This is a genomic window from Halalkalibacter wakoensis JCM 9140, from assembly GCF_000513095.1.
Taxonomy (GTDB): domain Bacteria; phylum Bacillota; class Bacilli; order Bacillales; family Bacillaceae_D; genus Halalkalibacter; species Halalkalibacter wakoensis.
Genome location: NZ_BAUT01000014.1, coordinates 1 through 15,871, shown reverse-complemented (window position 1 = coordinate 15,871; position 15,871 = coordinate 1). Strand labels below are relative to the sequence as shown.

Sequence of the window (15,871 nt, the reverse complement as noted above, 5' to 3'; positions counted from 1 at the left end):
ATAAAACAAGAACAACTTATTTTCGAATAGCATTTACTTGTTACGAGTAAAATAATTCATAGGATACAGAATGAAGGAGGGCTTTTTAATGCTATAACGAACAAGGACAAGCTACACCTACTTAAGGACTTATTAGAAAATCAATCCGCTGAAAACTATATGACAACAGATGAGGCTGAACAAATTGAACGCCTGCTATCATCATTAGCAACTGACGCATCTTTACAACCTGAAATCCAACAAACCCTTAATCATATCCATGAGAAACATGAACTTAATCATGAGCCATTTCAACAACAGGATGTCGAACAATGGTTAAACGTCTTATCAATTGAATAATTCGACACCATTTCTTTTTATTCCTCAGGAAATATCTACACCATATGAGGAAATTAGCAAGGAACAAAAAGCAAAAGACTCACCATTCTCATTAAGGTGAGTCTTTTATTCTTCTAGAAGGCTCCTAATATATTCCTTTAATTGTTCAGCTTGTTCAAACTGGCCACGTCCAAAATGCCATAACAACACAGAGATCGACTGAGATACGACATACCAATGCATCCGATTTCGCAAAGAATCTTCTAGAACAACTCCATATTGTTCCAACCAATATTCCCATTCGTGTTCTGGAATATAGGAATAAAGCAATAACCCAAGGTCTAAAGCCGGATCAGATACGGTTGCTCCATCCCAATCAATGAGGTATAGTTGTTCCTCTTCATCTAACATCCAGTTATTATGGTTAATGTCACAATGACATACGACAAAATGTTCTTGAAGAACCGATTCTAACTTCTCTAACAAATACTTCATTCCATCTTCTATCGTTTCATCTTCAATCTGAAAGAACTGAAGTTGCCTTCTTAAATTTTCGACAATTACATATGGGGTTAACGGTTCATTGCCAATTCGCTTAAACATGTCGAGCAACTCACTTGAACCATGAATTTTAGCAAGCAAGGCTGCAACTCGACTTTCTTTCATTTCATAAGCTTTCAGCTCACGACCTTGTACCCATCTTTGTGCTGTAACGACGTCTCCATTTTCTAAGCGTCTTGTCCAAAGTAGTTTAGGAACAATTCCCTCTGCTGAAAGAACAGCAAGAAAAGGTGACGAGTTTCTTTTTAAGAACACCGTTTGTTCACCTTGCTGGGCTATATATGCTTCGCCTGTTGCACCACCAGCTGGTTGAACTTTCCAGCCATCTCCTAAAAATTGTTCCACTCAATTCACCCTCAATTTCATAAACTAACGAGTTGTTTCGTATTCGTTATTATAACGTATTTATAATGGTTTTACCTATTTTAATTTCAATTAAACGGACGATTATTTTGTTTGGTAATTGATACAAACAAATGTCGATAATGGAGAAACGAACACACAGTCTTCTCCTATTTTACTCAATGGTATCAGAGAAGCAGCTTGATCGTCAACGACAATGTACCATTGTGTATTTGATGGGAGTGATAATTTCTTCCATTCATTACTTCCGTTGTGCATGACAATCACATCATCCCATTGATCAAAATCACCTACATTCATTAAATGATAGGCAATACAGTCCGATTCAACGAGCAACAAATGAAAATGCTTTTTAATTAACTGATACGATTCTAACCTAAAAGCCGGATGAGCGCGCCTTATTTTGATTAATCCCCGGATATAATTGACTGTCTTTTCAAAATAAGCTCGCTGATTCCAATCAAAGTGATTTATCCAATCAGGTGAATTGTAACTGTTCTCAATGCCATGTTTCGTTCGAAACCATTCCTGACCTGCATGCAAAAACGGAATTCCTTGTGAAAGCAATACAATTGATGTCGCAAGTCTATGTCGCTTTTGAAGGGTGATCTCATCTTCATAAGGGTGAACGTTTTTCAACTTATCCCATAGAGTATGGTTGTCGTGTGCTTCCACATAATTGATCGCTTGAGACGGTCTTGAAAACAATTCTATGCTCGCCTTCACACCACTTACCATTTCATCAATGGAAAACCCATTTCCACTAATAAAACCTGGCTGAGTAGAATCAAAAGTACTTCCTTTTATTCCATCGCGAAACTTATCCTGAAAGAAACTGATCCCTTTTAACTCTCTTGCCTGATCCGTAATGGCTCTTTTCTCATTTGGGTAAGCAGTTGGTAAATCCCACCCCTCTCCTAATACAACAATCTGTTTGTTCACTTTATTTGTTTCCACTTCCACTTGCTTCATCGTATCAATATCCAAAATCCCCATTAAATCAAAGCGAAATCCATCTACCTGAAATTCCTGTAACCAATAACGAATAGAATCAATAATGATTTTACGTGCCATTTTCCGCTCAGAAGCAAAATCATTTCCAACACCAGTTCCATTGCTCATGTCATTCTCATCTGTACGCCTGAAAAAATATCCTGGAACTAGTTTTTCTAAAGGAGAATCTTCCCAGATATATACATGATTAAAGACAACATCCAAAATAACTCGAAGCTGCTTTTTATGAAATGCTGCAATGGCTTTCTTGAGCTCAATAATTCTTGCATATCCATCGTAAGGATCTGTTGCATAGCTTCCCTCCGGAACAAAAAAGTGAGTCGTGTCATATCCCCAATTATAATGGTTCGGATTATGACGATCACTTTCGTCAATGCTGCCAAATTCTTGTACAGGAAGTAGTTCAACATGCGTAATACCTAGGCGCTCAAGATAGTCAAGTCCTGTAACTAATTTCCTTTTGTCTTCCGTTTTGGTCTCAGTCATCCCCAAATACTGACCTTTATGATGAATTCCATTCGTTCTCCCTACGGTAAAGTCCCTTATATGTACTTCATAGATGATCATATCGTTTGGAGAGATTAATGGCTTAAGCTTGGGCCAATAGATATGATTGGTTTTAGAGAGATCCCCGATCATCGCTTTCTTGCCATTTACAGATAAAAATTTAGCATAAGGATCGACCGCCATTAACCATTGTTTATTAACAAATACCTCAAACACGTACCAGCTTCCTTCGTAATCACCTTTCATATTTTTTCTCCAAACGCCTTTTTGATCACGAGTACAAGCTAATCGAATCCCTTTTTCATCATACCAATTTTGATAAACAATCACATTTACCTTTGTGGCAACAGGACTCCAAACAGCCAGTTTTGTGCACTCTTTTCTATACGTGACACCTAGGTCATCCCTTTTATAATAAAAGAGTTCATCAAACTCCTCTGTTCGTACCACTTCAGTTATTTCAATGAAACAACTCTCCCCTTCAAAAAGGAGATAATTGTCTTTATCAAATTCAAAGCAATGTGGAATTTGAAGCTCCAATACTGTATCATCCATCTTGCTGACCGATAATTTTAAGGTGTTTGTTTCATTTTGAATATACCAGTCTTTTTCATGATAATGGTCGTAACCATCCATTACTACTCTAATCATTTTAAGTTGAACGAGCTCAGCAGAACGGATTCGATGATTGACAAGTGACACATTCTTTTGCTTCAATGATGAAAGCCCCCTTTTCTGGTACGAAAGAGTATAGTATTTTCACATGATTATGTGTCTAGCTATTTTATTAACATTATGAATCGTTTTTGAAAACATTCATATACGTTTGTATTACTATCATGAAAAGGATTGAAAAATTTTGGAGGAGTAAAATGAATCACAATACTAACTCAAGTGTCCGTCTTTTAATTTCATGTCAAGATCAACCTGGAATTGTTTCAAGCGTATCTACATTTTTACATCAATACAAAGCAAATATTGTTCAATCTGACCAGTACTCTACTGATCCATCTGGTGGTCTGTTCTTTATGAGGGTTGAGTTTGAAATGCTGGAACAAAATTTTGAAATAGACATGCTTCGTACAGCTTTTTCAGATGTAGCCCAATCCTTTCAAATGGATTGGCGAATGGAACTGAAATCAAGAAAAAAACGAATGGCTATATTCGTATCAAAGGAAGACCATTGTTTACTTGAACTGTTGTGGAAATGGCGTTCTGGTGAAATTGATGTTGATATTCCTCTCGTTATAAGCAACCACCCTGATCTAAAAGAGCAAGTAGAAGCTTATCATATTCCATTTTTCCATATTCCTGTAACGAAGGAAACGAAACAAGATGCTGAAAAAGCAGCTATCCAAAAGCTATTGGATTATGACGTTGACTTTATCGTTTTAGCTAGATATATGCAAATTCTATCACCAGAGTTTGTTGGAACATTCCCGAAGAAAATTATTAACATTCATCACTCATTTTTACCAGCTTTTATTGGAGCAAACCCATATGCAAAAGCTTTTGAGCGCGGGGTAAAATTAATAGGTGCAACCGCTCATTATGTAACAAACGATCTTGATGAAGGACCAATCATCGAGCAAGATGTCCTACGCGTCAACCATCGGTACGCCACAGAACAATTACGAGTAGCAGGTAGAAACGTAGAACGAATCGCACTCGCTCGGGCAGTCACGTGGCATATTAACGATCAAATTATTGTTCATGGAAACAAAACCGTTATTTTTTAAAATTTATGAGTTACTGGTTCTTCCATGTTCGTTCCAGCCACTCGACTTCTACGGAAGATAGAGGTAGGTTATGAAAAAGAGCCCAACTGCCGCAGGGGAATGACACTACGCTTTCCGCGGGTGCCCGGTGAGCCTCCTCGGCTGTCGCCTGCGGGGTCTCACACGTGGGTCACTGCTCCCGCAGGAGTCTCCGTGTCATTCCCCTGCTTGATATCAGCTTTTCATACTATCAACCCAAGATCCAAATCATTATAAGCATTGGAAAGGATAAAAGATTCACCTTTCCAATGCCTTTTTCATTTATATTTATGTTATTAAATGTATGTAGATAGCTTTCAGTTGATCTCCAATCAAGAATCAATGACTCTAAGTCCAGACATGGGCAACTATGACCTTGTTGTTCCTAAAGATAATATGCTTCATCAAATGAATGAGTTAATTAATTTCTCTTTTATTCTTCTTACGAGAGCAATCAAAGAATGTTAAACACAGCTTTCCTCAAAGGTTGCTGGACATTCCATACAAACCCAAAGTGCAATGGAGCGCAAGCCACTCGACTCCTGCGGGAAATAGAGGTAGGGGCGAGACCCCACAGGCGTAGCCGAGGAGGCTCGCCACCTCCTTGCGGGTGCGAGTGGGTGGAGCGCAATGGAACGAACATAAAAAGAACGCGTTAACCCATGTAAGCACAACTATGCGGAAGCTGCTTAACTAACAAGACTTCAAGCAACTTGTAGCTGGAGTCTTTTGTCTTCTTTCACTAGTTTGTAAATGTTCGCAGTTCATAATTGATAGACCTGAATTCTTCTTCATCCATAGGTGGGTCTAAATGAATGAGCTGTGCCCCGTCACGCAAATCTGGTAGCTGAGATTCCCCGTACATTCGAATCCACATATACAACGAGTCGGTTAACCCCATTTTTGCGTCTCGTACAGTTTCACCGTAGCTCACACAGCCATGAAGCTCTTCAAACTCAATCATCACTTCCATTCCACCTCGCCAGTCAAATACTTTTCTGACTCTCCACGTAAAATGTTCAGGTTTGTATCCTGCTAGAGACCTTCTCTCTTTTTCGGTCAACAAAAACTCTCCTTTCTTCCATTCCGGTCCTTTTCCTATCTAGAAATGCACTTGCTATTTTACGCACCTGATGTACCTAGTTCAAATCCTCGTTAATAACATCTTGCTCCTCGTCATCTGCCTCTCGTTCAGTCGAATTTGTATAGCAGTGATCTAATAGGAGGCTGGTTATTTTTAATTGCTGACTCTTAATCGGTGAAGGGTGCTTCTTTGCTTTTTCATACCAAGTTTGAAAATTTCTTCGGTCAACCAGTTCTACTTTTGCTCCTTGAATCTTGTTATCAATTATTCCATCTTTACACAAAACAATATTCCGAACGGGAAAAGATAAATTGGCTTCTTCCAAAATCGACTTCATTACACCGGTCATACGAGACAACGAGACAAGCGGACTGAGTCTTTTCGTTCTCGATTGATTCACAAATTCAGTCCAGAATCGATCAGAACTAGCTTCAAATACGCTATGTTTCTCCCCTTTTAGTAAGGAAATACAATAAATTTCAGTTGGACTAATTAAAACTACTTCTAGTTCTATCGGGGCTTGCTTTACTGAAAAAATAGGGTGATACATTACAAAATAATTATCTGGAAGCTTTTGAGTAAAAAAATGAAGCCAAGGATCTTCTTTATATTTCGGATGCAACGTTGACTCTTCTAAGAGCGCTGAATTAGCCCATCTAAGTTGTGTATGAAACAATTCTTGCAAAAATTCTTCTTTTACTTCCTCAAGTGTCTTTTGATGAAAGTTAGAATCTACTTGTTCCACGTCCTCGTCGTGTCTTTTGGAAGAAATCTTTGACCAACTTTTCATCTTCTGAATCAACCCATGAAGACGTCTCTGATCTCCTTGAACCGTTTCGACTTGATTCCACTCATTGTTCGTTTCACTTTGAGCCTGTTCCCAGTCCGTTTTCAAATAATACCAGCGTTCCTTCTTCATCCGAGTGAATTGACTCAGATAACGATTCAGATCAAATTGATAACGAGAAATAGAATCTTCTAATTTCACTAAATGAGCCACACTCATACCTCCGTCGTTAAAACTATCTATTTTGAAATCAAATAACGTCTTCGCTCAGTAAAAATTTAATAAAATAAAAAGACAATAAATGGACCAATAATTGATACGATAATCGCACTAAGTGTCATCGCAACGGAACTAGCTGCGCCTTCTTTTTCACTATTTTCAAGTGCTTTCGCCGTTCCAATCGCATGTGCTGCACTGCCGGTTCCAATTCCTTTTCCAATCTCATGTACGACTTTACACCACTTAAACAAGTATGGGGCAATCACTACTCCCCCTATACCAGCAACCATGACTAAAACCGCTGCTAATGGTGGGATGCCTCCTATTGTCGTCGCAATATCCATTGCAACAGGCGTCGTAACTGATTTTGGGACAATGGAATACATAAGCTCCTCACTAATTCCCGCTACCCGAGCTAGCAAGATTCCACTAACAATTCCAACAATGGCTCCGACAGTAACGCTAACAATAATAGGAATAAAATGACGTTTTAGCATCGACAGTTGCTGATACAATGGGTAGGCGAGTGCCACAACAGCTGGCCCAAGAAGTAACTCAAGCCATCTTCCCCCAATTGCATACGTCTCATACGGAATTTGAAACGTGATCAAAAATACAATCATGACAATGGTTGAGATTAACAATGGTAGCATATACGGAAATGGAAACCGTCGATAAAGTGCTTTTGAAGCAATATAAACGGCGATCGTTAACAGAATAAACATCAATCCTACGAACACATTCATTCTTTTGATACCCCCTTCCGATTCGCTAAATATTGACCGACTAGACTTGAAACCGCCATAACCATTATCGTACTAATAATCGTAATAAAAATTAATAAAATCCCTCTACCTTTGAAAATATCAAGAAACTGTAAGATTCCAATTGTTACAGGTAAAAACAATAAGGGCATATGTCTTAAGATGAATGAAGATCCTTCCGCGATATAGCTAGCTGGTACTAGTTTCAAAGATAAAACGAGAAACAAAAGCAGCATCCCTATAATGCTGCCTGGTATTGAAAGGTTCAACCCTTGTTGAATCCATACCCCCATCATATAAAAACAAGTTAATATAGCAATATGTAGAACAATTCGAACTATCGTCATTAGGACTCATCCTTCATTTTAAAATTCTGCTCCACTTTATATTTCGGCGTTTCTGTTACAACACTTTTGTACAATACAATGTTATCAATACTCCACCTTTGACCTTTTGTTGGGTTCTCTTGTGCAACATAGGTTTCCTTGGACACCCATTTTCTCGCTACTGTTATATGAGGAGAAAAAGCTCGTTTATCTAATTCAAAACCTAGTTGTGAACAGGCTCGAAACAATTCATGCTGCAACCCAGCAAGTTTTTGCTCCTCTCTTACACCAATCCAAAAAACCCTCGGATGCTCCTTTTGACCAAACGTACCAAAAGACGTAAGCTCTAATGAAAAAGGATTCCACGTTGATACAACCTCATTACAAACTTTTTTTACGTCTTTCAGTTGGTCTTCCGTACAAGCCCCTAAAAAAACAAGGGTCAAATGAAGATCTTGCTCATGAACCCAGCTCTTAAAAGGCCAATCTGCTTTTGAAACCGATTCGTTAATTTGTTTTTTCAGTTCATCTGAAAGTGGTACCGCTAAAAAGTAATGAGATTGCATAACATTCTCCCTTCTATTTTACCTTACTTTGTATTTAAATGAATTTCTTTTCTTATTATTTCTTCGATTCACTTGTCAGATTCATTTAGATGATCACAACTAGGAATTCATTAATTTTGTATGATAAAATGAATGTACTATATTGAAAAGAGGAAGTGTACATATGAATGTTGTAAATAACATTGCAGAGCTAATTGGTCGAACACCTTTAGTTCGACTGAACCGAATTACAGATCCGAACGGTGCGACTGTTTACTTAAAGATGGAGATGCAAAACCCAAGTGGAAGCGTAAAAGACCGAGCAGCCTATAACATGATGATCCAAGCTGAAAACGACGGACTTTTAAAACCAAATTCAACCATAATTGAACCAACAAGTGGAAATACAGGGATTGGGATTGCAATGAATGCTGCTGCTCGTGGTTACCGTGCTATTTTAACCATGCCTGATACGATGTCGGCTGAACGTATTAATCTTTTAAAAGCATACGGAGCAGAAGTCGTTTTAACACCTGGAGACGAAAAGATGCCGGGTGCCATTGATAAAGCTCATGAGTTAGCGAAGGAAATTCCGAACAGTTTTGTTCCTATGCAATTTGAAAATGCAGCCAACCCTGATGCTCACCGTCATACAACTGCATTAGAGATTAAACAAGCACTCGACCAAATCGGCAAGCCTTTATCTGCCTTTGTTGCTGCGTCCGGCACAGGTGGGACGATTACAGGAACAGGTGAAGAATTACAAACGTTTTACCCAGATGCAACCATTCATGTCGTCGAACCTGCTGGGTCCCCTGTATTATCTGGAGGTAAACCTGGTCCACACAAATTAGTTGGTACGAGCCCTGGATTTATTCCACCTATCTTAAATGAAGATGTATACAATGAAATATTAAAAATTGAAGATGAGGATGCGTACCGTGTGACACGAGCTCTCGCTAGAGAAGAAGCTATTTTAGTAGGACCATCATCTGGCGCAGCTTGCTTTGCTGCAATGGAAGTAGCCAAACGTCTCTCACCTGATGATGTTGTTGTCGCGATCGCTTGTGATACAGGAGAACGCTACTTATCGACCGATTTGTTTCAGTTTGAATAATCTTCATGTACAGAGGTTAGCCCAAAAGGTCGATTTTGACCCTTCGAGCTAACCCCTTTTTATTCTTTATCTTTAGCAAGTTCATAAATCGCCTCTGCGTATATGGCCGTCATTTTCAGCAAATCATCAATGTCAATATACTCGTCTTTTTTATGAGCCACATCTTCTCTACCAGGGAACATGGGGCCAAATGCAACCCCTGTTTTCAAAGACCGAGCATACGTACCTCCACCAATTGCTAACAATTCTGGCTCTTCCCCTATTTGACGTTCATACACGTTTTGCAACGTTTTAATAAGTGGGTGATCACCTTCCACATAATTTGGCCCCATATGATCATGAACGATTAAAGAAGCTCCGTTTCTCTTAGCAACCCCTTGCAACTTTTCTATACAATCTTCTCCTGATGCGGTTACAGGATAACGAATATTTAAGCCGGCTTTTGCTTCCCCACTTTGATCAAACTGAAGTAACCCAGCATTGATCGTTAACGGACCTGACACTTCATCTCTCGTATTGATCTGCAACAACTTCCCATCAAAATCACAATGCTCGACAACAAACGTAATAAAATCATTAGCTGCACTTTGGAAAGAGTGATTAGCGAGAAATTGAGCCAGATACACACCTGCATTTAACCCATTTTCAGGAGTTGAGCCATGAGCTGAGATGCCTTCAAACTCGAGGTTAAGCGTACCATTATCCAATGTCGCACTTCCGTTTTGATTGATTTCTAGTATATATTGATGAAAGTTTTTTTCTAATTGCTCCAGTTCTCCCAATTCGCCAACAATTTTTACAGAAGCATGATCTGGCACCATATTCAATCTCTCACCAGCATCAAATCGTTGCAACCTCAAACGAGATGCCTCGATTTTTTCTTTACCTTTCCAATTGAAACTCACATCTGTTATTCCTTTTTCTGCATGAATAATCGGAAAATCAGCATCTGGAGCAAATCCGATTGTTGGCATTTCTTCATGTTTAAAGTAATAGTCAACACAGCGCCAATTGCTTTCCTCATCCGTTCCGATAATCATTTGGACTCGCTTTTGAAGTGGCAACTCTAATTCCTTCACAATCATTAGCGCAACAAATGCAGCCATCGTCGGACCTTTGTTATCAATTGCCCCTCTGGCATAAATTCGATTTTCGCGAATGTCTGCTGAAAAAGGTGAGCTTGTCCAACCTTTACCGGCTGGAACAACATCCAGGTGGCAAAGCACCCCTACGCTGTTTTCTCCTTCACCATGTTGAATTAATCCTGCATATCCATCCACGTTTTTTACAAAAAATTGATTTTCTTCACCTTTTTGTAACAAATAAGCTAATGCACTTGCAACTCCTTCTCCAAATGGAGCTTGTTTTGTTGCTGTTGATTCGTCTAAAACACTTGCAATGCGTAGAAATTCCTGCGTTTGCTCAATAAGTAAGTCTTTTCTTTTTTCTACTTCATGAAACCAATTTATTGTTGTCATTATTTTCACCTTCCATGAATGTACGGTACATTTTCGTACAACGATTTTGCATAGTTGTTTGAATTATTGTAAAATAGATATAACAAGAATGAACCATGCTTCATTTGACCACTTCAAGATTACCTTTCTTACAGTGTATTTGCAACTGTGGTCCTTTCATTTAGGTTAAAAGGGTTTTTCATCCGTAGTAACATGCATGTTTTTGCTGTTATTACATAGACTCTACCAAAGAAACAAGTCATGATTATGAATAAGGAGTGGTTTTTTGAAAACTTCAACTGATCGTATGCTGACTCGTATTAAGTCTATCTACCTTTATATCAAACAAAGGGGGACCGTCACAACGAATGAATTAGTTGAAGAATTCGGGATAACCCAGCGGACGATTCAACGTGACCTTAATGTACTAGAATACAACAAACTCGTTGAAAGTCCTACTCGCGGCAAATGGAGTGTTACGAAAAAGAAAACGCGCGTTTCGTGATGGATAACAACCTATTTAATAAGAAAGCTAAAAAGATGTCTCTAGGTTACGGATCAACCTAGAGACATCTTTTTGGTTATTTTGTTAGCAATAAGGTGATTTCATCATCTGTTAATTCTCTATATGTACCTAACTCTAACCGTTGATCTAAGTCAAGTTTCCCTATCTTCGTCCTTTTTAACGTGAGTACTTTTTTCTCTACCGCTTCAAACATTCGTTTTACTTGGTGATACTTTCCTTCTGTAATGGTTAATTCAATTTTTGAAACAGGCCCTTGCTCGATAATGACAAGATGTGCTGGTTTCGTCACATAACCATCCTCAAGCGTCACTCCCTCTTTGAAAAGGGCAACGTCCTCTTCCGTTACTTCTCCACGAACGTCTGCTACATACGTTTTCGTCACATGCTTTTTCGGTGACATGAGTTGATGAGAGAATTGGCCATCGTTCGTAATGAGCAGCATGCCTTCTGTATCTTTATCCAATCGTCCAACCGGAAACGGATCATACATTGCATGCTCAAATAGCAACAAGTCGATGACTGTCTCATGCTCATCATCCTCCGTTGCCGAAATCACTCCTTGGGGTTTGTTCATCATTAAATACACAAAAGGTTTGTATTTCACTTCTTCCCCAAAAACCGTAACCATATCCGCATCAGGATCAACATGTGTTTTCCCTTCTTTTACCACTTCTCCATTTACGTGAACGCTTCCCGATTTCATTAGTTTTTTGACATCTTTTCTCGTCCCAAACCCCATATTGGCAAGCAGTTTATCCATCCTCATCTAGATCCTCTCCTTTCTTTTGCTGTTCTACAATTCGTTTTGCAAAGCCACCCAAATCATTTGCTTGGTAAGCATCAATCACACCGTGAACAGTTTGATCAAACGTTTGTTTAATTAAGCTATCTGGAATCTTATGAGCTTTCATCTTTTCCGTCAAGTTCATACTCATTTTAATCGCAGCTTCTGTTCCAAGCTGATTCGCAAGCAAGGCCATTTCTTCACCTGTTAATTCTATTTTCATCGATGGAAACCATCGCTTCAAGTGAGTCATTTCTTTTTCACATGAAGGCGGCAAAACAAATAACCCTGCCTTATTTGCTTTTGTCACTTTCGCGTGTCCTACTAGTTTTAATGGAACGATGCGAAGTCCTCCAGCAAACTGTTCCACTTCTTTTTTCATCACAGCTGTTGCCATATGATAGATCGTTACATCTTTACGAAGCAGTTTCAGGTAATGAGAAAAGAAATCGTTATATCCTTCCTTTGGTAAACAGAGAAACAGTACTTTTGCCTCCGATAAATTTTGAACAGTTGCTTTTTTCGCAAAGTCTACTTGCCGAAGCAAACTATCCACAGTTTGCTCATTCCTTCCAAACACATACGTAGACTCATCTTTTTCTAAAACGGATAAAAGCATACTAGCTAAACGTCCAGAGCCAATCAAAACTTTCATGGTCCTACCTCCATTCTGTTCAGGAAAATTAGAAAAAGAAAGAGCTGGTAATCAAATTGATTATCAACTCTACATAGCTGTTTCCTCGGTTTCAAACATATAATGCCGCGTCCTTATGTTTACATTTAGTATGATCCCCATCGCTAGCATATTCGTCAGCAAGGCACTACCCCCATAGCTTATAAAAGGAAGAGCAAGACCCGTGATCGGCATTAGCCCAATCGTCATAGCGATGTTTTGGAACACTTGAAAAACAAGTAACCCAATTACTCCAGATACTAAATACGTTCCAAAAAGATTGTTACAAGTTAAGGCGATTATAATCATTCGGTAAAACAACAAGAAATACGTCACGATCAAGATCGTAGCGCCAATAAATCCAAACTCTTCACCAATAACCGTAAAAATAAAATCCGTATGAATTTCAGGAATACGGTCACTTTGAGTTTGAACCCCTTGCATAAATCCACTACCTTGCAGTTGGCCTGCCCCAATTCCTCTCATTGCATTAACAAGCTGATAACCAAACGAACCTTGATGTTCATAAGGGTCTAACCAACCGTAAATGCGATCAAGCTGATGGGAAGCAATAATCTTTGAGAATAACTCAAAGTTATGATTGTGAAGCCAAACAAGTGACATGATGCCACCAACAGCCCCGAATGCAAGAAACGCAAGAATGCGCCAAGCTACTCCAGACATTAATAACATCGTTGCCATAATACTAGCAATGACTAGAGCTGTACCTAAATCCGGCTGTCTTAAGATGAGAAAGAACGGAGGAAGCCCTACGGCAATTACTTTCGCGACAACGATTAAATCCGACCGCAAGTCTTTATGTGCTCTATTGGCCGTGATTCGATACAATAAATGCGCGAGCGCAATAATTAAGAAAATTTTCATAAACTCTGAAGGCTGTATTTCCGCCGGCCCTAAATTAAGCCAACGCTGCGATCCGTTACGAAACACACCTAGAGGAGAAAAAGCTACTAATAATAAAAGCGTAATCCCAATTCCATATAGAGGAATTGAAAAGTTTTTAAACATATCATAATCAATTAACATGACTCCAACCATCACAACAATACCAACGATAAACCAAAGAATTTGTCGTTTTACATAGTATGTTGGATCAACACTGTATTGGCCAGAGCCACTATAGATAGCTAGTAAGCTAATACACATGAGCAGAAACAACAGAAAGAGCAAAGTATAATCTAGCTGTTGAAAGCCCGTTTTCCTTTCTTCCATTGTAGCCTCCATCTAATAAAGGATGCAAAGAGTTGCACATACTCGTTTCTTTTTGAGTAGGAACATCCATCCATGCTTCAAAAATCGACTTTTTTTGCAGAATATTGATGAAAGAACAGCTCTCTTCCTTCCTTAAGAAGCAGAAAGCTGTGGTTCTTCCTTATAGTCTTTCATTCTTTTTTGGCGTATATTATTACGCGAGATATTTGCCAGTATTGCTAATGATAAGAGGGTAAAAAACAGTGATGAACCTCCATTGCTAATGAGCGGCAATGGAATTCCGGTAATAGGAAGCATTCCTGTTACAGCTCCTATATTAAAGACAATTTGCACCGCTATCTGAAACACAATCCCAAATGCAAGCAAGCTTCCAAAAGGGCTTTTACAGCGGGCACCAATCATTACACCTCGAATTAAAATAAGTGTATGCAATCCTAGCACAATTAACACACCTAATAATCCTAATTCCTCGGCAACAATAGCTAAAATAAAATCAGTATGTGCCTCCGGTAAATAATAAAGTTTCTGAACACTTTGTCCTAAGCCAGTCCCGCTCAATCCACCATGTGCCATGGCAATATACGATTGGATTACCTGATGCCCATCTCCCATCGGATCTGCAAATGGGTCTTGGTATGACGTTAGGCGTCTTACTCGGTAAGGAGCTGACATCGCAAACACAATAAAAAGAGTAACGCCTACGACTCCAAGTCCAATTAGATGACGCCATTTAGCACCAGAAAAAAATACAAGAAAAAACGTAACCAATAAAATTGATGTAGCTGTTCCAAGATCTGGTTGCATCATTATTAAACCAAATACAAAGCCAACGACAACTAACGGGGGCATTACCCCTTTAACAAATTGATCAATATAAGCTTGTTTTTGTGAATACACTTGTGCTAAATAAATAATCATCCCAATCTTCACAAATTCAGATGGTTGAACACGTAATGGACCTAACTGAATCCAGCGCTGAGCACCACCAATTGTTACTCCAAACCAAGGAAGCAATACTAGAACCAAAGAAATAATCGAGATGATGATGATAATTGGCGACATTTTTTTATACAAACGATACGGAAAATGCATCACAACGAAAAAGGCAACGACTGCTAGCATAAACCACAACAACTGACGTTGAATAAACGCATATGGATTCGGAACTGTTTGTCCAATGCCTAAAGGATAGCTGGCACTAAACACCATCACCAAACCAAATCCAGCTAAAAGGAACGTCGTGATGATTAACAACCAATCATTATCTTTCTTTAAAGAATATTTCATCGCGCCCCCCTAGCAACTATTCATTTTAAGCAGGCAACCATGAAATCTACCAGCTTTCAAAAAAGAACACAGGTAAAATATGCCTGTTATTAACAGACATATTGAACATCTCTTATTATATCAAACGACCTTCACATGCAAAAGAGGCTTTCCTTGCCAAAGAATGTCGAAAATGTTAGAAAAACATGAGGTTAGCTAGATACCATTCAACGTTTCTAGATAACCCATTGTTTTGTTTTCGTATACTTTGTTGCTTTTACAGGTTAATGTGCTCTTCACAGGATCGTTCCATTCCGCTCCAGCCACTTGCACCCGCAAGGAGGTGGCTCCTGAAAAAGTGCTTGCTTATTTCGGACTTAAAAAGCAGCTTCGACCTCGCTCCCGGGATGGGGGCACGATAGAAATTCCCCACTCTTCAACGATCTTATAACGAGTAAAGGCATCATCATTGATATCTCACGTACAAAAGCTCGTTATAGTTGGATCTTGGGTTAAGAGTATGAAAAGCTGATACTAGCAGAGGAATGACACGCAGACTCCTGCGGGACC

The 15,871-nt window shown here is 39.0% G+C and carries 16 protein-coding genes; 4 read left to right on the top strand and 12 right to left on the bottom strand.

The genetic code is table 11. The annotated features are described in order from the left end of the window. Positions 1 to 51: 51 nt before the first annotated feature. Positions 52 to 339: a YtzH-like family protein gene (locus JCM9140_RS07940; RefSeq protein ID WP_369384409.1), complete on the top strand. Its 288-nt coding sequence runs from the start codon at positions 52 to 54 to the stop codon at positions 337 to 339. Between the two features lie 105 nt (positions 340 to 444). Here the strand turns inward: JCM9140_RS07940 and JCM9140_RS07935 are convergent, their stop codons facing one another. Together JCM9140_RS07935 and pulA are read right to left on the bottom strand one after the other, a co-directional pair. Beyond that, positions 445 to 1,224: a phosphotransferase family protein gene (locus JCM9140_RS07935; RefSeq protein ID WP_034744707.1), complete on the bottom strand. Its 780-nt coding sequence runs from the start codon at positions 1,222 to 1,224 to the stop codon at positions 445 to 447. Positions 1,225 to 1,326: 102 nt separating this feature from the next. After that, positions 1,327 to 3,480, bottom strand: coding sequence for a type I pullulanase (pulA, locus tag JCM9140_RS07930; RefSeq protein ID WP_052002137.1), 2,154 nt, complete (start codon positions 3,478 to 3,480; stop codon positions 1,327 to 1,329). A 155-nt stretch (positions 3,481 to 3,635) separates the two neighbouring features. On the opposite strand from pulA, the gene purU reads away from it, so the two are divergent. Then, complete coding sequence (gene purU / locus JCM9140_RS07925; protein WP_034744704.1) at positions 3,636 to 4,502, top strand: formyltetrahydrofolate deformylase; 867 nt, start codon at positions 3,636 to 3,638, stop codon at positions 4,500 to 4,502. A 760-nt stretch (positions 4,503 to 5,262) separates the two neighbouring features. On the opposite strand, the gene JCM9140_RS07920 is transcribed toward purU, so the two are convergent. The 5 genes from JCM9140_RS07920 to thpR all read right to left on the bottom strand — a co-directional run bounded on the left by JCM9140_RS07920 (position 5,263) and on the right by thpR (position 8,266). After that, positions 5,263 to 5,583 (bottom strand): hypothetical protein, encoded by a 321-nt coding sequence (locus JCM9140_RS07920; RefSeq protein ID WP_034744701.1) that lies wholly within the window; start codon positions 5,581 to 5,583, stop codon positions 5,263 to 5,265. A 76-nt stretch (positions 5,584 to 5,659) separates the two neighbouring features. Then, positions 5,660 to 6,604 (bottom strand): NERD domain-containing protein, encoded by a 945-nt coding sequence (locus JCM9140_RS07915; protein WP_034744698.1) that lies wholly within the window; start codon positions 6,602 to 6,604, stop codon positions 5,660 to 5,662. A 65-nt stretch (positions 6,605 to 6,669) separates the two neighbouring features. Next, the gene (locus JCM9140_RS07910; protein WP_034744695.1) at positions 6,670 to 7,356 is read right to left on the bottom strand and encodes an LrgB family protein; all 687 of its coding nucleotides are present in this window, start codon (positions 7,354 to 7,356) and stop codon (positions 6,670 to 6,672) included. Then, positions 7,353 to 7,721, bottom strand: coding sequence for a CidA/LrgA family protein (locus JCM9140_RS07905; RefSeq protein ID WP_034744692.1), 369 nt, complete (start codon positions 7,719 to 7,721; stop codon positions 7,353 to 7,355). The genes JCM9140_RS07910 and JCM9140_RS07905 overlap by 4 nt, the downstream gene beginning before the upstream one ends. Beyond that, positions 7,721 to 8,266, bottom strand: coding sequence for an RNA 2',3'-cyclic phosphodiesterase (thpR, locus tag JCM9140_RS07900; RefSeq protein ID WP_034744689.1), 546 nt, complete (start codon positions 8,264 to 8,266; stop codon positions 7,721 to 7,723). Before thpR ends, JCM9140_RS07905 begins: the two co-directional genes overlap by 1 nt. 163 nt (positions 8,267 to 8,429) lie before the next feature. Here thpR and cysK point away from each other — a divergent pair, with 163 nt between their 5' ends. Continuing rightward, on the top strand, positions 8,430 to 9,362 hold the full coding sequence (gene cysK / locus JCM9140_RS07895) for a cysteine synthase A (protein ID WP_034744686.1): 933 nt from the start codon (positions 8,430 to 8,432) through the stop codon (positions 9,360 to 9,362). Positions 9,363 to 9,421: 59 nt separating this feature from the next. On the opposite strand, the gene pepV is transcribed toward cysK, so the two are convergent. Further along, positions 9,422 to 10,840: a dipeptidase PepV gene (gene pepV, locus JCM9140_RS07890; protein WP_034744684.1), complete on the bottom strand. Its 1,419-nt coding sequence runs from the start codon at positions 10,838 to 10,840 to the stop codon at positions 9,422 to 9,424. A 265-nt stretch (positions 10,841 to 11,105) separates the two neighbouring features. Here pepV and JCM9140_RS07885 point away from each other — a divergent pair, with 265 nt between their 5' ends. After that, a complete protein-coding gene (locus tag JCM9140_RS07885) occupies positions 11,106 to 11,324 on the top strand; it encodes a DeoR family transcriptional regulator (protein ID WP_034744682.1) in 219 nt (72 codons plus the stop codon). A gap of 76 nt (positions 11,325 to 11,400) precedes the next feature. Here JCM9140_RS07885 and JCM9140_RS07880 read toward each other — a convergent pair whose 3' ends face one another. From JCM9140_RS07880 to ftsW, 4 genes are all read right to left on the bottom strand, one after another. Beyond that, the gene (locus JCM9140_RS07880; RefSeq protein WP_034744680.1) at positions 11,401 to 12,111 is read right to left on the bottom strand and encodes a pseudouridine synthase; all 711 of its coding nucleotides are present in this window, start codon (positions 12,109 to 12,111) and stop codon (positions 11,401 to 11,403) included. Next, positions 12,098 to 12,784 carry a hypothetical protein gene (locus JCM9140_RS07875; RefSeq protein WP_034744677.1) on the bottom strand — a complete coding sequence of 229 codons (687 nt, stop codon included), beginning with the start codon at positions 12,782 to 12,784 and terminating at the stop codon, positions 12,098 to 12,100. Before JCM9140_RS07875 ends, JCM9140_RS07880 begins: the two co-directional genes overlap by 14 nt. Positions 12,785 to 12,853: 69 nt before the next feature. Beyond that, positions 12,854 to 14,035: a rod shape-determining protein RodA gene (gene rodA / locus JCM9140_RS07870; RefSeq protein ID WP_034744673.1), complete on the bottom strand. Its 1,182-nt coding sequence runs from the start codon at positions 14,033 to 14,035 to the stop codon at positions 12,854 to 12,856. Between the two features lie 132 nt (positions 14,036 to 14,167). Continuing rightward, positions 14,168 to 15,322 carry a putative lipid II flippase FtsW gene (ftsW, locus tag JCM9140_RS07865; protein ID WP_034744670.1) on the bottom strand — a complete coding sequence of 385 codons (1,155 nt, stop codon included), beginning with the start codon at positions 15,320 to 15,322 and terminating at the stop codon, positions 14,168 to 14,170. Between the last annotated feature and the right edge of the window lie 549 nt (positions 15,323 to 15,871).